The following is a 16,674-nucleotide window of genomic DNA, read 5'->3' as shown; positions in this document are numbered from 1 at the left end:
GGTACCGGGCGGGCAGGCGGAACTACTGTCGACGCCATGGACGGTGATCGCCGAGCATGGCGCAAGTGTTCTCTCGCCGGCGCGGTGTTTGCCGTGTGCATGGCCGGCACCACCCTGCCGACACCGCTCTACGGCCTCTACCAGGACAAGTTCGGCTTCTCCGAGCTGACAGTGACCGTCGTGTATGCCGTGTATGCCTTCGGGGTCATCGGAGTGCTGCTGCTGGCGGGCAACGCCTCGGACGCCGTGGGCCGGCGGCCCGTGCTGCTGTGGGGCCTTGCGTTCGCGGCGGCCAGCGCCGTCTGCTTCCTCTGTGCCACCGGGCTGGGCTGGCTGTATGCCGGTCGGCTGCTCTCTGGATTTGCCGCCGGGCTGTTCACCGGGGCCGCCACCGTGTACGTGATCGAGTTGGCGCCGCGCGGCGGTGGCCCCCGGGCCACGTTCGTGGCGACCGCCGCCAACATGGGCGGGCTGGGGTGCGGTCCGCTGCTCGCCGGATTGCTCGCCCAGTACGCCGACTGGCCGCTGTACCTGCCCTTCGCCGTACACCTCGCGCTGGTGGCCGGCTCGGCGGCCGTCCTGTTGTGGCTGCCGGAGACCGTGGCGGAGCGGCGGCCGCTGAGCACCGTACGGCCGCAACGGCCCAGCCTGCCGGCGCAGGTACGGCCGGTGTTCGGGCCCGCTGCCATCGCCTCGTTCGTGGGTTTCGCGTTGTTCGGGGTATTCACCTCGGTCAGTCCGGCGTTCCTCTCCGAGTCCCTCGACGTGGACAACCACGCCGTGAGCGGTCTGGTCGTCGCGCTCGCCTTCTTCGCCTCGACCGCGGGGCAACTGGCGGTCACGCGGGTCGGGATGGCCCGATCCCTGCCGCTGGGCTGCGCCGGGCTCCTCGCGGGTCTGGCGCTGCTCGCGGGCGCGCTGCGGTGGGACCTGCTGTTCCTGGTGGTGCTCAGCGCGCTCGTCGGCGGCACGGGGCAGGGGCTGGCGTTTCGCGGGGCGCTCGCCGCGGTGGCCGAGGCGTCTCCCCCGGACCATCGCGCGTCGGTGATCTCGACGCTGTTCGTGGTGGCGTACGCGGGCATCTCCCTACCGGTCATCGGTGTCGGACTACTGACCGGCCCGATCGGCCTGGAAGGTGCCGGGCTGGTGTTCATCGCGGTCATGGCGGTCCTGGTCTCGACCGCGGGTGTCTACCTGGTCCGGCGGCTACGTCGTACGACACGTGAGCACGCACACTCTGCCCCGTAGAGAATGCGACCCGGCACGAACGGGCGGAGCTGACGCAACGAAGCCCGGCCCTCGTCGTTGATCAACCCATGAAGATCACCATCGCGCGGCGGCAGCTGCGCCTCACGGCGGCGGCTCTCGCCGCTCTGGCACTGGGACTTGCGGGCGCCGGAAGCTCGCCGGCCGCGTCCTCCGCCGCGGCCGACTGCCCGACGGCGGAGCTCTTCGCCACCGACAACACCGCCGTCATCACGGACCCGGACGACCCCAGGCTCGACACCCGCCTGACACGCTTCGGCCACGAAGTGCGCGGCATCATCCGCGCGAACGGGGCCACGCCCGTTGCCTCGAGGCTCTTGGAGGGGGTCTTCTGGTCCGGCGATCTCAAGCAGGCCACGTACGAGCGCTCACGCGAGTTCGGCATCGACGGGGTCGGCCGTGCCGGCCTCAACCACATCGCCGGCGTCATCGCCAAGACCTACCGCCAGGAGTCCGTGCTCACCTTCCGCTGTCTGCCGCGGACATCACCGGAGACCGACGCGCTCGAAATCGAGGCGCCCGGCGTCAGCGCGAGCCGGCTGCATTACGAGCTCGTCGCGGACCCGGTGGCCCGCGACAAGCTCGGCGGCGGCTCGGTCACCGTCGACGGCCGGCTCATCCTCATCGCCCCGCTCGCCGACCTGCCACTGGCCCGGGAGTTCTCGGCCAAGCTCGGTGTCGACTGGCACGCTGCGCAAGTGCGCTACGGCGACAGGGAGTTCGTGAACTGAGTCAGGAGCGTGCCGGCACTCACACGCCCTGCGCACCACCGGCGCGCCCGTTCGGCCCAGGGGGGTGTTCGGCCGGACCGGGCGTCGGCCGGGCTCCGCCGTGGCCGTTGAGCGCATAGGCCATCTGGTACCGCGCCTCTTCGGCCACCAGGCGGGCCTCCGCCACGACGTCACCGCGTTCACGTACCAGGCTCTCGTAGACCGGCAGATGATCGTTTCCGGTTGAGTTGTGATTCACAGGGCTGGTCCTTCTCGGTATCTGTCGTACTCATGGTCCGTCGGGCGTCCGAGGGTTTCGGTGCCGAACGAGGCGGCGGGGCCAGGTATGAGTGCCGGGCCCCTATGGGCCGACAGGTGACTCAGCCGACCGGAATTGCGAACTCGAGCGCGGTCACACGCGGTTGAGCCGTGCGGCGATCCCATGCCCGACCAGCAGGTAAATCACTGCCGGCAGACCGTAATTGAGGAGAACGCGAAGGCCTTCTGTGTCCATGGTGAAAACATCCTGTGACCACCAGGCCAGCCAGTCGGCCATTCCGTGCACGAACTCGACGAAGACGTTGTCCTGGTTGGCCTCGAGCAGGTAGAGCAGAATCCACAGACCCAGGAACACCGCGGCAATGTCAGCGATGGTGTGGATGACCAGCCCCGCCCGTCGAGCACCGCCCTCGCGCCGCTCAGGTCGCTGCGGAGGCTGCGGAGGCTGCTGGGGTTGCTGGTACGGGTCGTACGGGTGGTGCTGTCCGGCCATCGGGTCGGTATTGCTCACGGGAATCCAATCTGACGCGTCGCTTTACAGGCCGAGGCAGGGGCGAAATCGCCTCTGGATCTCTCAGGGCTTTCATCTGCCGCACCACGCACCCTAGGGGTCGCGCGGGCCCGTACAACTCTGCGTCACACAACCGCCGTCGCGTTACACCGCCCTCGGAATATCCCAAATATGGCCAGGTGATCGGCAACTTGCCTAAATGTGCGAGCGCGCGATCCATTTCGCCGTCGAACACCTCACATCAGTGTGCCCATTACGTGCGCTCTTCGTGATGCCTTTACGCGAAGGGCTCACTTGCCGTTCACGATGCGGCGGACGGCGAGTGCCCGCATCCCCGGAAGTGCGGTGTGACGGAGATTCCACACGTCCACCAGCATCGTGCCGGACATGGCGAGTTGGGGCTCTCGCGGCGACATTCGGAGCCGTCCCGTCCGGAGCGCGACCCGGGGCGGCGGCACGTGCCGGCACTACGTCGGCAATCGGGTGGGCAAACCGGTCGCGGCAGCGTCACCCGGCGCTGCGGCATGTGACGTAGTGCACCTGGATGTCTCGACTGCAGAGGTGGCATGATCCGGGAGCGTGACGCCCCGCAACCCGACAGTTCGCCCATTCCGGGCGACGGAAGGACATGCGCATGTTCCGTAAGGTGCTCGTCGCCAACCGCGGAGAGATCGCGATCCGGGCGTTCCGCGCCGGCTTTGAGCTAGGGGCTCGAACCGTCGCGGTGTTCCCTCACGAGGACCGCAACTCCCTGCACCGGATGAAGGCGGACGAAGCCTACGAGATCGGCGAGGCCGGGCACCCCGTGCGGGCCTATCTCTCCGTCGAGGAGATCATCCGTGCGGCGCGCAAGGCGGGCGCCGACGCCATCTATCCCGGGTACGGCTTCCTGTCCGAGAACCCCGAACTCGCCCTCGCGTGTGAGCGTTCCGGCATCACGTTCGTCGGCCCGAGCGCACAGACGCTGGAACTGACCGGGAACAAGGCGCGTGCCGTGGCCGCGGCCCGCGCGGCCGGCGTTCCGGTCCTCGGATCCTCGCAGCCCTCCACCGACGTCGACGAACTGGTCCGGGCGGCCGAGGATCTCGGTTTCCCACTCTTCGTGAAGGCCGTGGCCGGGGGCGGTGGACGCGGCATGCGGCGCGTCGAGGACGCGGCGACGCTGCGCGAGTCGATCGAGGCGGCGTCCCGTGAGGCCGAGTCGGCGTTCGGCGACCCGACCGTCTTCCTGGAGAAGGCCGTCGTCGAGCCCCGGCACATCGAGGTGCAGATCCTCGCCGACGGCGAGGGCCGGGTCATCCATCTCTTCGAGCGCGACTGCTCCTTGCAGCGACGCCACCAGAAGGTGATCGAGCTGGCGCCCGCGCCGAATCTCGATCCCGAGGTGCGCGAGCGGATCTGCGCCGACGCCGTGAAGTTCGCCCGGCAGATCGGCTACCGCAACGCGGGCACCGTGGAATTCCTCCTCGACCCCGCCGGACAGCACGTCTTCATCGAGATGAACCCGCGGATCCAGGTCGAGCACACGGTGACCGAGGAGGTCACCGATGTGGACCTCGTCCAGGCGCAGCTGCGGATCGCCGCCGGCGAGACGCTGGACGACCTCGGCCTGTCCCAGGACACCGTCCGCCTCCACGGCGCCGCGCTGCAGTGCAGGATCACCACCGAGGACCCGGCCAACGGCTTCCGCCCCGACACCGGCAAGATCAGCGCCTACCGTTCCCCGGGCGGCTCGGGCATCCGGCTGGACGGCGGCACCACCCATGCCGGTACGGAGATCAGCGCCCACTTCGACTCGATGCTGGTCAAACTGACCTGCCGGGGACGGGACTTCGAGACGGCGGTCGGCCGGGCCCGGCGTGCCGTCGCCGAGTTCCGTATCCGCGGTGTGTCGACGAACATCCCCTTCCTCCAGGCCGTTCTCGACGATCCCGACTTCGCCGCCGGACGCGTCACCACCTCGTTCATCGAGAAGCGACCGCATCTGCTGACTGCACGTCACTCGGCCGACCGCGGCTCGAAGTTGCTCACCTACCTCGCCGACGTCACGGTCAACAAGCCGCACGGCGAGCGGCCCCCGCTGATCGATGCGGCGACCAAGCTGCCGCGGCTGCCCGAAGGCGCACCGCCCGCGGGCTCCAAGCAGAAGCTGACCGAGCTCGGCCCGGAGGGCTTCGCCCGCTGGCTGCGCGCCTCGCCCACCATCGGTGTCACCGACACCACGTTCCGGGACGCGCATCAGTCGCTGCTCGCCACCCGGGTCCGCACCAAGGACCTGCTCGCCGCTGCACCGGCCGTGGCGAAGACGGTGCCGCAGCTGCTGTCGCTGGAGTGCTGGGGCGGCGCGACCTACGACGTCGCGCTGCGCTTCCTCGCCGAGGATCCGTGGGACCGGCTCGCCGAACTGCGCGCGGCCGTGCCCAACATCTGTCTGCAGATGCTGCTGCGCGGCCGTAACACGGTCGGCTACACGCCGTACCCCACGGAGGTGACCCATGCCTTCGTGGAAGAGGCGGCGGCGACCGGCATCGACATCTTCCGGATCTTCGACGCCCTGAACGACGTGGGTCAGATGCGGCCCGCCATCGACGCGGTGCGTGAGACCGGCTCGGCGGTCGCGGAGGTCGCCCTGTGCTACACCTCCGATCTGTCCGACCCGTCGGAAAAGCTCTACACCCTCGACTACTACCTGCGTCTCGCGGAGCAGATCGTGGACGCGGGCGCCCATGTGCTCGCGGTCAAGGACATGGCGGGGCTGCTGCGCGCGCCGGCGGCGGCGAAGCTGGTCTCCGCGCTGCGCAGGGAGTTCGATCTGCCCGTACACATCCACACGCATGACACCGCGGGCGGTCAGCTGGCCACCTATCTCGCGGCGATCCAGGCGGGCGCGGACGCGGTGGACGGAGCGGTGGCGTCGATGGCGGGCACCACCTCGCAGCCGTCCCTTTCGGCGATCGTCGCCGCCACCAATCACTCGGAACGGCCGACGGGCCTCGATCTGCAGGCCGTGTGCGATCTGGAGCCGTACTGGGAGAGCGTGCGCAAGATCTACGCGCCGTTCGAGGCGGGCCTGTCCTCCCCGACCGGTCGCGTCTACCACCACGAGATCCCGGGCGGCCAGCTCTCCAATCTCCGGACGCAAGCCATCGCGCTCGGACTCGGCGACCGGTTCGAGGACATCGAGGCGATGTACGCCGCCGCCGACCGGATCCTGGGCCACCTGGTCAAGGTCACGCCCTCGTCCAAGGTCGTCGGTGACCTCGCCCTGCACCTGGTGGGGGCCGGGGTGTCGCCGAAGGACTTCGAGGCCGCGCCGGACTCGTTCGACCTTCCGGCCTCGGTCATCGGATTCCTGCACGGCGAGCTGGGCATGCCGCCCGGCGGGTGGCCTGAGCCGTTCCGCACCAAGGCGCTGCAGGGCCGCGCCGGACCCGAGCCGATGCGCGAACTGTCCGCCGAGGAGCGCGCCGGTCTCGCGAAGGACCGGCGGTCGACGCTGAACCAACTGCTGTTCCCCGGGCCGACCAAGGACTTCGAGAGCCACCGGCAGGCGTTCGGCGACACCAGCGTGCTGGCCAGCAAGGACTTCTTCTACGGCATCAGCCCCGGGCGCGAGTACTCCGTGGACCTGGAACCCGGCGTCCGGCTGCTCATCGAGCTGGAGGCCATCGGCGAGGCGGACGAGCGCGGTGTACGCACCGTGATGGCCACTCTGAACGGTCAACTGCGACCGATCCAGGTACGGGACCACTCCGTGGCGTCCGATGTCCCGGTGACAGAGAAGGCGGACAAGTCCAACTCGAACCACGTCGCGGCGCCGTTCGCGGGTGTGGTCACGCTGTCGGTGGCCGAGGGCGACACCGTGGAGGCCGGTGCAACGGTGGCCACGATCGAGGCGATGAAGATGGAGGCCTCCATCACCGCCCCGAAGGGTGGCAGGGTGTCCCGGCTCGCCATCAACGCGATCCAGCAGGTGGAGGGCGGCGACCTCCTGGTCGAACTCGCCTGACGCGTGACGTCCCACGCCTGATCCCTGACCTGTGCGTCGCCGAGGAATGCCGGGGCGGTTCCACCCCCTGGATGTCTCGAGGCGCAGGCCCCGGGCCGGTCGCACCGCGGCTGCCCGGGGCTTTCGCGTCCTCGGGCCGGGCGATTCGCGCACCGGCGCGGGTGTCTAGGACAACAACTGACCTACATGGGTCATAGCGTGGTTGTTGTCCGACGGAGCAGAAACATGTGGAGGCGTGACCATGGCTGTCAACGAGCTGGACACCCAGGACCAGGCAGAGGCCCCGGCCGTCACGGGCGAGCGTGCCGAGTGGCTGGCGGCGCTGGACAAGCAGCGGAACTTCCTGCGCTTCACCGCCCGTGACCTCACCGACGAGCAGGCCGGGAAGCAGACCACCGCGAGCGCGCTGTGCGTGGGCGGTCTCATCAAGCACGTCACCGAGGTCGAGCGGACCTGGGTGGACTTCATCCTCAACGGCCCTTCCACCACGGTCGACTTCATGGCCATGACCGAGGCCGACTGGGCCCGCCGGGAGGAAGGGTTCCGGATGCTGCCCGGTGAGACCCTGGACGGCGTGCTGGCGGCCTACGCGGAGGAGGCCCGTCGGACCGACGATGTGGTCGCCGCTCTGCCCGACCTGGATGTCACGTGGCCGCTGCCGGAGGCCCCGTGGTTCGAGCCGGGCGGGCGGTGGTCGGTCCGCCAAGTGCTGATGCACATCGTCGCCGAGACCGCTCAGCACTGCGGCCACGCCGACATCATCCGCGAGTCCATCGACGGGGCCAAGACGATGGGCTGACCGGCTGCGCGCCAGGGCCTTTCGTTTGGATCAGGCCGGACCAGGCCCCGCGGGACCGACATGATCCAAACGAGAGGACCTAGCCCTTCGCGCCGGCCTCGAAGTAGCGGCGGGGGACGTCGACGAGCATGGTGTCGATCTGCTCCTCGGTGACCCCTCGCCGTTCGAGGTAGGGCAGCACCTCGTCCGCGATGTGCAGGTAGTGCCACTGCGGGAGCAGCGGCATGACGGCGGGGTCGATCCAGTCGATGTAGCAGGAGGCGTCCTGCGAGAGCACCATCCGGTCGGCGTACCCCCGTCGGCACATCTCCACCACCGTCTCGGCCCGCGCCTCGAAGGTGGTCTCGAGGTTGATCCCGAACCGGTCCATCCCGAGCACGAACCCGGCTTCGGCCAGTTCGCTCAGGTGGTCCACGTCGGTGGTGTCGCCGCTGTGCCCGAGCACGACCCGGCTCGGGTCCACGCCCTCCTCGTCGCACAGCACGCGCTTGACCTCCGAACCCGTGTGCGCCCCCGGGTGGGTGTGCACGGTGATGGGGGTGCCGGTGCGCAGGTGTGCCTTGGCCACCGCACGCATCACCCGCTCCACACCTGGTGTGAGGCCCTGCTGGTCGATGGCGCACTTGAGCAGGCCGGCCTTGACGCCGGTGCCGGCGATGCCGTCCTCGATGTCGCCGACGAACATGTCCACCATCGGGTCCGGCACGTCCGTTCCCGCGGCCTCGTTCAACGCGGGACCGCGGTGATGGAAGAAGAACGGCACCTCTTCGTACGTATAACAGCCCGTCGCCACAACGATGTTGAGGTCGGGAAGCTGCTCGGCGATGCGCTGGATCCGTGGAATGTAGCGGCCCAGGCCGATCACCGTCGGGTCGACGATGGTACGGACACCCTGGGCGCGCAGCGCGCCGAGCTTGTCCACGGCGTCGGCGATCCGGGCGCCCTCGTCGCCCCACTCCCCCGGGTAGTTCTGCTGCACGTCCGGGCTCAGCACGAAGATGTGCTCATGCATGTAGGTGCGCTCCAGCGCGCCCGTGTCCACCGGCCCTCGGACGGTCTCCACCATGGCCATCAGCGCAGCTCCTTCTTGAGAATCGTCCCGGTGGGTCCCTTGGGCAGCTGCTGGAGCACCCGGATCGCACGGGGGTACGTGCAGGCGGTCGTACGTTCCTTGCAGAGCCCCATCAGCTCCTGATTGCCGTAACGGTGCCCTACACATACCGTCCAGTCGGTAGGGGGTCAAGGGGGTGCGCACGGGCCGCCGAAGAGCGGCCCCGCCCTCCGGCACTGCCTCGGATTCGCGGCCCTCGGCCTTCCAGCGCGCGGGTCGACTACCGTCGGCCGCTGAGGACGTTCCGGGCGGCCTGACATGTCGTCACAATGCACGCGCTCTCGTCGGCACCCTTGACCTCGATGCGCAGGGTGCCGACGAGTGTGCCCCTCGTACGCGGCGAATGGTGGGGAACGAAGCCACGGCCGCATCAGAGCCAAGTGACCTGATCAGCCGCGTACGCGTACTCAGGCGCAGCCGTCCCGCCGCATGCTGGTCAGTAGCGCTCGGCCGTGCCGAGGTACTGCTCGGCGAAGGCGGCTGCCGCGACCGGCGAGGTGAACAGGCGTCGCAACCGGGCGAGCGTGGTGCCCGTCCGGAACGGCTCCCCCGCAGCCGACCCGTGATAGACGTCGGACAGCCACTGTGAGAACTCCTGGTAGTCCCATACGCGACGCAGGCAGGCCTCCGAATAGCCCTGCAGACCGCCGTCGCGACCGGCGCTGTCGCTGCTCGTTTCCTGCGTGAGGTGCGCGACCAGCGCGTCGCCGAGGAGGAAGGCGTCGTGCAGGGCGAGGTTCATGCCCTTCGCCGCGATCGGCGCCACGAGGTGGGCCGCGTCGCCGGCCAGGAACAGCCGCCCGGACGCCATCGGCTCGACGACGTAGTCGTGCATGTCGAGCATCCGCTTCTCGATCAGCCGCCCCTCGACCAGCTCCGGGGCTCCCTCAGCGGCGAGCCGTCGGCGCAGTTCGGCCCAGACGCGCTCGTGGGACCAGTCCGCCGGGTCGTCGCCGGGCGGGCACTGGAGGTAGTAGCGGGTCACCTCGGGACTGCGAGGCATCTGTCCGGCGAATCCGTCCTCATGGATCCCGAAGAGCACGCAGTCGGAGGAAGGCGGCGCCTCGGCCAGCAGGGACAGCCAGCCTATTCCGTAGTCGTGCCGCGCGACCCGGAACCGGTCGTCGAGCAGTGTGCGCCGCGACACGCCACGCGCACCGTCACACCCCGCGACGAAGTCGCAATGGAGCACTTGCCGTTGACCGGACCGGGGGCAGGTGTACGACACCGATGGCCGGTCGGTGTCGACGTCGTGCACCTGCACGTCGTGGACGCCGAACCTGATGTCGCCGCCCCGTACATCGGCGTACTCACGCACCAGATCCGTGACGAGCAAGGGCTGCGGGTACACGAAGTGGTGACGTCCCGCCACCTCGCCGTAATCGAAGCGGTGTTGGCGGCCGTCGAACCGGAATTCGCACGCGGTGTGGCGCTGCGCCTTCTTCAGCAGGTTCTCGCCGAGGCCTCGCTGCTCCAGGGCGCGAACCGCCCACTCCTCGATGACCCCGGCGCGCGGCCGCTGCTCGATGAACTCCCGCGTCTCGGTCTCGAGAACCACGCAGTCGACCCCGGCGCGTCTCAGGATGTTCCCGACGGTCAGCCCGGCGGGGCCGGCGCCCACCACGACTACCGAAACACGTTGTGGAGCAGGGGCATTGAGACGCTGAAGAGAGTTCACGCGGGCATTATTCTGCACGGGTCGAAGCCCGGTCACACCGGTGGGGCTGCGCGGATTCCTCGCTTCCTTTTGACCGGGAGCAGCGCGCGACTCGGACGGCCTGCTCCGAGGATTCGGCTCGGCGGCGACTACCGTCGTCCTATGGAGCGAGAGCGAACCAGCGCGATCCGCGCAGTCCTCATCGACATCGACGGCGTGCTCACGGTGTCCTGGGAGCCTCTCCCCGGTGCCGTCGAGGCCATGGAGCGGCTGCGCGCCGCGGGACTCCCCCTCGCGCTGGTCACCAACACGACCTCGCGTACCCGCGCCTCGATCTGCGCACGCCTCGGGGAGGCGGGGTTCCTCGTCACGTCCGACGACATCCTCACAGCTCCTGCCGTCACGGCCTCCTACCTTCGGGAGCACCACCCGGGCGCACGCTGTCTGCTCCTCAACTCCGGTGACATCCATGACGACCTGACGGGCGTGACGCTGGTCGGTGAGCCGGAGGAACACGCGGGCCCGGAGTCGGACGTCGACGTCGACGTCATCGTGGTCGGGGGCGCGGGCGACGAGTTCGACTACACGGCCCTCAACCGCGTCTTCCACCATCTGCAGCGCGGAGCACACCTCGTAGCCATGCACCGGAACCTCTACTGGCGCACAGCCGACGGGCTCGACCTCGACACGGGCGCCTTCCTCCTCGGCCTCGAGCGGGCTTCCCGGGTCGAGGCGAAGATCACCGGCAAACCGTCCGCGGCGTTCTTCGCCGCCGCGCTCGCCCACCTGGGTGCCGATCCCTCCGCGACGCTCATGGTGGGCGACGACATCGAGTCCGACGTGCTCGCCGCCCAGCGCGGCGGCATCACCGGCGTCCTCGTCAGGACCGGGAAGTACTCTCCGGAGGCCCACCGATCGGCCGGCGGCACACCCGACCACGTCATCGACTCCTTCGCCGCGCTCCCCGACCTCCTCGAACGCCTTGCCTCGGACTCGCGTTGAGCCGCAGCAGGCCCTACTTGTTGCTCTTCCAAAGAGTCAGCGTGGTGACGTAGTCAGGCATGCCGCTGGACAGGCCTTGCTTGGTGTCGGGCACGACGTCGGTGATGCGCAGCATCGCCAGGTTGTCGTCGCTGGTGACGGTGCACAACACCATGCCCTGGGTCAGGGTCTTCCCCGCGTCCAGGTCGTCGCCGGGGATCGCGGCCGGGAGCGCGTCGGTGTCCACTCCCGTACTGCATGCCTCGGGCGTGGTGCCTGTGCTCGTGCCCATGGGCGTGAGGAAGCGCGGTGCCCGGAGGGTAAAGGGATTGTCCTTGAAGACGAGCGTGTACGCGTCCTGCGGCTTGGGAGAGGACGAGGTCGACGGTGACGAGGTCGCGGTCGGGGCGCCGGTGTGCTGTCCGTCCGAGCCGGTGCCGTGTGCGCCGTCCGTACCGCTGTCGGGCCTCGCGATCGCCCATGTGACGTTGGATGTCTACGGCGCCTGTCCGGCCATCTCACGTGGGGTGCGAGCGGCCTGGCGTGGTAGTTGTCGACTCACGTGTTACGTGACATCTCAACGGGCGCACGTCTCCCGTCCTAAGTCGTACGTGTGTTGGGACGCTTTGGACCGCACGCTCGCAGTATGAGGGGTACTGGCAGGGGGGTCGCGCGGATCGGTGTCGGGCAGTTCCGGTGTGTGTATTGCGGGCTGGCACAGGATCGGGTGGCCACGCTCGAGCATGACTGGGTTCTCTTGGAGCCCGGGATGCGGGTGCCGGCGCATCTGGTGCCGGCTGAGCATAGGTGGATCGAACTGTCCGACGGCCGGGTCACCGTGTACGGGGTGTGTCCCGTCGACGGGACGCAGCGGTGCCGGATCGAGCATCGGCTGGCCTGCACCGGGCAGACACTGCCCGATCTGTGGCCGTGGCTGACGACACTGCGGGACGAGAACGAACGAATGGCGCGGCGCCAGGAGCCCGAGCCACCTTCCGGAGACGACCAACTGCCCGACGTGGGCTGACCTTCCTGACGGTCAGGGACGAGGACGCCGGGCTCGGCGTGAGCGGCGACACTAGTGCCTCGGTGGCAGCGACGCTGGTTCGCCGTGGACATCCACGGATCTGCACGGCCGGGCCGCAGCCCGAAGAGGCTTCTGATCGTCGAGAGCGGCCCGCCCAGGGACTTCTACGACCTCCCGAAGTACGTCGACCGCCCCGTCGAGCAAGCCACGTCGAGCGAGCCACATCCTCCTTCCGGGAGCACCTCACGGTCTGCGTGGTCGACGGGACCTGAGGCCCCGGGCGGCTAGACGAACCGCACCTCTGGATACCTTGACGAGGGGCCGTCCAGGAAGTGGCCGCCGGTGCGCCCGCGGAGCCAGCGGTCGAAGAACGCGGTCACATATGCCCGCTGCGCGGCGATCGCCCGCGCAGCCGGCACTGTCCCCACCAACCCGGTGACCGTCTCCTTCGGCAGCCCCAACTGCCGTGCGATCTGCGGAATCAGCGACATGGCATCGGTGTACGTCGCATGCTGCGCGCCGCGCAGCACCAAGTCCCGATGCCAGCGGTCGCTGTGCGCCCACAGCGCGCGCCACGACGGCACGTTCGTACGATCGTTGCCGTCCATGCCCATCAGGAGGAACGGCCCGTCCAACCCGTCGCGGGCCACCGGGGACAGCTCTCCCTCGGCATGGTCGTCCGATACATAGGCGATCACCCCGTCGAGATTCGCCGCCGCCGCGATGCGCCCGTCGTCGTGCATCGTCTGCAGCGCCGCGAAGCCGCCCGCCGACTGCCCGAACATGCCGACGGGCGCGCGCTCCAGCCGGCCGGTGGAGAACGCCCGCTCCACCTCGTCCAGTACGAACCGCGTGTCGGCCACCCGGACCGCGCTCGTCTTCTTCATCAGAGCGACGACCGCCTCGGGCCCCTCTTTCAGCGCCCGTTCGAACTCCTGCGGAAGCAGGGTGGTTTCGACCCGCCCACCGGGGAACTCCACCGCCGACGCGTCGTAGGTGTGGTCGATCGCCACTACGACGTACCCGTGCGACGCCAGTTCGTCCGTCAGGGTCGTACCCAGGGTGCGCGGGTCACCCACTCCCGGCGAGTACAGCACCACCGGCCGCGGGCCGCGCCGGTCCGGCGGCGCGCCGAGGTGGGCGAAGGTCTGTGTCGCGCTCCAGTCGACACGGCCCTTCGGCAGGTCGCCGAAGTTGTTCACGCGGTCGAAGCCGGCCGCCTCGCCCTTCGTCATCTGCGGCACGCGCGGGTACGCGGCGACGGAGCGGGCCGGGTACCGCACATCGACCATCAGCTCACGCCTGCGACCGGGAACCCACGGATCCGCACGTTCCCGGTCCATCAACCGCAGCGCCACGCTCCCCACGCCGTACGGCCCGGTCGGCGCGGGCAGCTTCATCCGTGCCGTGCGGGGCGTACGGGCCGCTGCCGTCACGGTCGCCGTCACGCCAGGTCCGCCCGTTGCCGCCCAGCCGAGGGCGAGCACGGACGCGGCGGCCAGTACGCGGCGCCTGCTCGTCGTGCCGGCGTCGATATCGGTGTTGCGGTCGGCGCTGATGCCGGCCTTGGTGTCGGCGCTGATGCCGGCCTTGGTGTCGGCGCTGATCTCGGCCTTGGTGTCGGCGTTGGAGTCCATGGCGCAAGCCTCACCGAACACCCACCCACGTCACCATCCGGCAGGCCGGACCATCCAGTTGGGGGAAATCCCCCACGCGACGCACGCGTTCAGTGCGCCGCGCCACCCTCGACGAGACGCTTCAGCGAGGGCAACAGCGCATCGAGGTCCTGTCCGGTCCGGAAGGCCACGAGGGTGGTGCCGCCGTGGCCGGATTCGCCGGTGCCGGAGGGTGCGGGGAAGAGGGCGAGCACTTCGCGCATGGCCTCGTCCATCTCCGCCACCGGGTCGGAGGTCTCGCCCCGGAGCCAGCGGCGCAGTACGTGGTTGTGGGCTGCGACAACGGAGGCCGCCATGAGTTCGGCGCGCAGTGACGCCGACTCGGTGGGGTCACCCATCCAGTCCGCGATGAACTCGCGGAACAGCCGCTGATACCTGGCCACACTGGCGATCTCCCGGTCCCGCAGCACCGCCACCTTGCTGGTCAGCGTGTACCGCCGCCGCGCGAGGTCGCCCTCGTCGAGGTAGTGCAGCAGCACCAGGCGGACCGCGTCGGAGACGGCGATCAGGCCGGTGCTGTGGCTGGAGGTGGCCAGCCTGTCCTTGATCAGCGCGAGCAGCCGGTCATGGTCGGGGAAGATCACGTCTTCCTTCGACCGGTAGTGCCGGAAGAACGTCGTGCGGCCCACTCCGGCCCGCTCGGCGATCTCGTCGACGGTGGTCTGCTCGTATCCGCGCTCGTCGAAGAGCGCGAAGGCGGCGTCCGCGAGTCGGATCCGCGCGGCTGGCTTACTCATGACCATCCATCCTCACTCATGACCGCCCATCCTTCCCTGTCTCGGTGCTCGGAAGCCACTTGCCGGAGTCAACGGTACTGAGTACCGTTGATATGACATCGAGTACCACAGGAGGTCCGACGTGGGTTCCGAGGCACAGAGCGAGTCCGGTCTGCCCATCCAGCCGCTCTACGACGGTTGGTCGCTGACGGATTTCGACGCGGACGCCAAGCTCGGCGCCCCGGGAAAGTTCCCGTACACGCGCGGCGTGTATCCGTCGATGTACACCGGCCGGCCGTGGACGATGCGGCAGTACGCCGGATTCGGCACGGCGAAGGAGTCCAACGAGCGCTACCACGAGCTGGTCGGCGCCGGAACGGGCGGCCTGAGCGTCGCCTTCGACCTCCCGACGCAGATGGGCTACGACTCGGACGAGTCGATCGCCCGCGGCGAGGTGGGCAAGGTCGGCGTGGCGATCGACTCGATCGAGGACATGCGCACACTGTTCCAGGGCCTGCCCCTGGACAAGGTGTCCACATCGATGACGATCAACGCCCCCGGCTCGACACTGCTCCTGCTCTACCAGCTCGTCGCGGCCGAGCAGGGCATCTCCGGTGACCAGCTGACCGGCACCATCCAGAACGACGTGCTCAAGGAGTACATCGCCCGGGGCACGTACATCTTCCCGCCGAAGCAGTCCCTGCGGCTGATCAGCGACATCTTCGCGTACTGCCACAAGGAACTGCCCCGCTGGAACACGATCTCCATCTCGGGCTACCACATGGCCGAGGCCGGGGCCACGCCCGCGCAGGAGATCGCCTTCACCCTCGCCAACGCGAAGGAGTACGTGCGCGCCGCGCTCGCCGCCGGCCTCGACGTCGACGATTTCGCACCGCGCCTTTCGTTCTTCTTCGTCGCCCGGACGACGCTGCTCGAAGAGATCGCCAAGTTCCGCGCCGCCCGCCGCATCTGGGCCCGCATCATGCGCGACGAGTTCAACGCCAAGAACCCCAAGTCGCAGATGCTGCGCTTCCACACCCAGACAGCCGGGGTCCAGCTGACCGCGCAGCAGCCCGAGGTCAACCTCGTACGGGTCGCCCTTCAGGGCCTCGGCGCGGTCCTCGGCGGAACGCAGTCACTGCACACCAACTCCTACGACGAGGCCATCGCCCTTCCCACGCAGAAGGCAGCGCGGCTCGCCCTGCGCACACAGCAGGTCATCGCCTACGAGACCGACGTGACCAAGACCGTCGACCCGTTCGCCGGGTCCTACGTCATGGAGTCGATGACGGACGACGTCGAGGCGGCGGCCCTCGAGCTGATCCAGGCCGTCGAGGACCGCGGCGGCGCGGTGGCGGCGATCGAGCAGGGCTTCCAGAAGTCCGAGATCGAGAAGTCCGCGTACCGGATCGCGCTGGAGATCGACCACCAGGAACGCACCGTGGTCGGCGTCAACAAGTACGCCCTCGACGAGGAAGAGCCGTACGAGCCGCTGCGGGTCGACCCCCAGATCGAGGTCGACCAGTGCGAACGCCTCGCGGCCCTGCGCAAGGAACGCGACAACGAAGCCGTCGAGCGAGCTCTCGAAGCGCTGCGCGACGCGGCGCGCGGCACCGACAACGTCCTGCCCCCGATGCGCGAGGCACTGCGCCTGCGCGCCACCGTCGGCGAGGTCTCCCACGCCCTGCGCGACGTGTGGGGCGTTCACGTCCCGCACGACACGTTCTGATCCTCGCCCTTCCCTTCGCTTCCCTTCGATCCGTCCGATCCTTGAGATCCGTCCGATACTTCCGATCCTTCCGATGACCAGTGAGCCGGTGGAGCAATCAGTGAACGACATCGACATCCACACGACCGCGGGAAAGCTCGCGGACCTGCAGCGCCGGATCGAAGAGGCCACACACGCCGGCTCCGCGCGCGCGGTGGAGAAGC

The 16,674-nt window shown here is 69.1% G+C and carries 15 protein-coding genes; 7 read left to right on the top strand and 8 right to left on the bottom strand.

Annotated features, from left to right (window positions below):
* The first annotated feature begins 36 nt into the window (after positions 1-36).
* Together ACZ67T_RS30595 and ACZ67T_RS30590 are read left to right on the top strand one after the other, a co-directional pair.
* Positions 37-1,248, top strand: a complete 1,212-nt coding sequence (locus tag ACZ67T_RS30595) for an MFS transporter (protein ID WP_469988225.1) — start codon at positions 37-39, stop codon at positions 1,246-1,248.
* Positions 1,249-1,316: 68 nt separating this feature from the next.
* Positions 1,317-1,997: a hypothetical protein gene (locus ACZ67T_RS30590; protein ID WP_469988224.1), complete on the top strand. Its 681-nt coding sequence runs from the start codon at positions 1,317-1,319 to the stop codon at positions 1,995-1,997.
* A gap of 19 nt (positions 1,998-2,016) precedes the next feature.
* Here the strand turns inward: ACZ67T_RS30590 and ACZ67T_RS30585 are convergent, their stop codons facing one another.
* The 3 genes from ACZ67T_RS30585 to ACZ67T_RS30575 all read right to left on the bottom strand — a co-directional run bounded on the left by ACZ67T_RS30585 (position 2,017) and on the right by ACZ67T_RS30575 (position 3,182).
* A complete protein-coding gene (locus tag ACZ67T_RS30585; protein WP_469988223.1) occupies positions 2,017-2,235 on the bottom strand; it encodes a hypothetical protein in 219 nt (72 codons plus the stop codon).
* 153 nt (positions 2,236-2,388) lie between these two features.
* Positions 2,389-2,766 carry a hypothetical protein gene (locus ACZ67T_RS30580; protein WP_469988222.1) on the bottom strand — a complete coding sequence of 126 codons (378 nt, stop codon included), beginning with the start codon at positions 2,764-2,766 and terminating at the stop codon, positions 2,389-2,391.
* 290 nt (positions 2,767-3,056) lie between these two features.
* Positions 3,057-3,182 carry a hypothetical protein gene (locus tag ACZ67T_RS30575; RefSeq protein WP_469988221.1) on the bottom strand — a complete coding sequence of 42 codons (126 nt, stop codon included), beginning with the start codon at positions 3,180-3,182 and terminating at the stop codon, positions 3,057-3,059.
* Positions 3,183-3,400: 218 nt separating this feature from the next.
* Between ACZ67T_RS30575 and ACZ67T_RS30570 the strand changes: the two genes are divergently transcribed.
* Positions 3,401-6,775, top strand: coding sequence for a pyruvate carboxylase (locus tag ACZ67T_RS30570; RefSeq protein ID WP_469988220.1), 3,375 nt, complete (start codon positions 3,401-3,403; stop codon positions 6,773-6,775).
* Positions 6,776-7,016: 241 nt separating this feature from the next.
* Positions 7,017-7,574: a DinB family protein gene (locus ACZ67T_RS30565; protein WP_469988219.1), complete on the top strand. Its 558-nt coding sequence runs from the start codon at positions 7,017-7,019 to the stop codon at positions 7,572-7,574.
* Between the two features lie 79 nt (positions 7,575-7,653).
* Here the strand turns inward: ACZ67T_RS30565 and ACZ67T_RS30560 are convergent, their stop codons facing one another.
* Together ACZ67T_RS30560 and ACZ67T_RS30555 are read right to left on the bottom strand one after the other, a co-directional pair.
* The gene (locus ACZ67T_RS30560; protein ID WP_469988218.1) at positions 7,654-8,646 is read right to left on the bottom strand and encodes a phosphotriesterase family protein; all 993 of its coding nucleotides are present in this window, start codon (positions 8,644-8,646) and stop codon (positions 7,654-7,656) included.
* A 475-nt stretch (positions 8,647-9,121) separates the two neighbouring features.
* Entirely contained in the window at positions 9,122-10,363 is a 1,242-nt protein-coding gene (locus ACZ67T_RS30555; protein ID WP_469988217.1) for a 4-hydroxybenzoate 3-monooxygenase, read from the bottom strand.
* On the opposite strand from ACZ67T_RS30555, the gene ACZ67T_RS30550 reads away from it, so the two are divergent.
* Positions 10,325-11,344 (top strand): HAD-IIA family hydrolase, encoded by a 1,020-nt coding sequence (locus ACZ67T_RS30550; RefSeq protein WP_469988216.1) that lies wholly within the window; start codon positions 10,325-10,327, stop codon positions 11,342-11,344. The two genes, ACZ67T_RS30555 and ACZ67T_RS30550, sit on opposite strands and share 39 nt — an antisense overlap.
* Positions 11,345-11,357: 13 nt before the next feature.
* On the opposite strand, the gene ACZ67T_RS30545 is transcribed toward ACZ67T_RS30550, so the two are convergent.
* Entirely contained in the window at positions 11,358-11,615 is a 258-nt protein-coding gene (locus ACZ67T_RS30545) for a hypothetical protein (protein WP_469988215.1), read from the bottom strand.
* Between the two features lie 354 nt (positions 11,616-11,969).
* Here ACZ67T_RS30545 and ACZ67T_RS30540 point away from each other — a divergent pair, with 354 nt between their 5' ends.
* Entirely contained in the window at positions 11,970-12,350 is a 381-nt protein-coding gene (locus ACZ67T_RS30540) for a DUF6083 domain-containing protein (RefSeq protein ID WP_469988214.1), read from the top strand.
* 284 nt (positions 12,351-12,634) lie between these two features.
* Here ACZ67T_RS30540 and ACZ67T_RS30535 read toward each other — a convergent pair whose 3' ends face one another.
* Both ACZ67T_RS30535 and ACZ67T_RS30530 read right to left on the bottom strand, forming a co-directional pair.
* Positions 12,635-13,987 carry an alpha/beta hydrolase family protein gene (locus ACZ67T_RS30535; RefSeq protein WP_469988213.1) on the bottom strand — a complete coding sequence of 451 codons (1,353 nt, stop codon included), beginning with the start codon at positions 13,985-13,987 and terminating at the stop codon, positions 12,635-12,637.
* Between the two features lie 89 nt (positions 13,988-14,076).
* Positions 14,077-14,763, bottom strand: a complete 687-nt coding sequence (locus ACZ67T_RS30530) for a TetR/AcrR family transcriptional regulator (RefSeq protein WP_469988212.1) — start codon at positions 14,761-14,763, stop codon at positions 14,077-14,079.
* A 121-nt stretch (positions 14,764-14,884) separates the two neighbouring features.
* Between ACZ67T_RS30530 and ACZ67T_RS30525 the strand changes: the two genes are divergently transcribed.
* Entirely contained in the window at positions 14,885-16,471 is a 1,587-nt protein-coding gene (locus ACZ67T_RS30525) for an acyl-CoA mutase large subunit family protein (protein WP_469988211.1), read from the top strand.
* The last annotated feature ends 203 nt before the right edge of the window (positions 16,472-16,674 follow it).

It is taken from the genome of Streptomyces sp. NPDC107517 (assembly GCF_055582645.1).
The sequence above is the reverse complement of the archived record's forward strand: the minus strand, read 5'-3'. Positions and strand labels throughout refer to the sequence as shown.

Bases quoted from the DNA above. Each gene is read 5' to 3' on its own strand.
- ACZ67T_RS30565 (WP_469988219.1), top strand. From the start codon at position 7,017: ATGGCTGTCAACGAGCTGGACACCCAGGACCAGGCAGAGGCCCCGGCC.
- ACZ67T_RS30595 (WP_469988225.1), top strand. From the start codon at position 37: ATGGACGGTGATCGCCGAGCATGGCGCAAGTGTTCTCTCGCCGGCGCG.
- ACZ67T_RS30535 (WP_469988213.1), bottom strand. From the start codon at position 13,987: ATGGACTCCAACGCCGACACCAAGGCCGAGATCAGCGCCGACACCAAG.
- ACZ67T_RS30530 (WP_469988212.1), bottom strand. From the start codon at position 14,763: ATGAGTAAGCCAGCCGCGCGGATCCGACTCGCGGACGCCGCCTTCGCG.
- ACZ67T_RS30575 (WP_469988221.1), bottom strand. From the start codon at position 3,182: ATGTCGCCGCGAGAGCCCCAACTCGCCATGTCCGGCACGATGCTGGTG.
- ACZ67T_RS30540 (WP_469988214.1), top strand. From the start codon at position 11,970: ATGAGGGGTACTGGCAGGGGGGTCGCGCGGATCGGTGTCGGGCAGTTC.
- ACZ67T_RS30545 (WP_469988215.1), bottom strand. From the start codon at position 11,615: ATGGGCACGAGCACAGGCACCACGCCCGAGGCATGCAGTACGGGAGTG.
- ACZ67T_RS30560 (WP_469988218.1), bottom strand. From the start codon at position 8,646: ATGGCCATGGTGGAGACCGTCCGAGGGCCGGTGGACACGGGCGCGCTG.
- ACZ67T_RS30570 (WP_469988220.1), top strand. From the start codon at position 3,401: ATGTTCCGTAAGGTGCTCGTCGCCAACCGCGGAGAGATCGCGATCCGG.
- ACZ67T_RS30590 (WP_469988224.1), top strand. From the start codon at position 1,317: ATGAAGATCACCATCGCGCGGCGGCAGCTGCGCCTCACGGCGGCGGCT.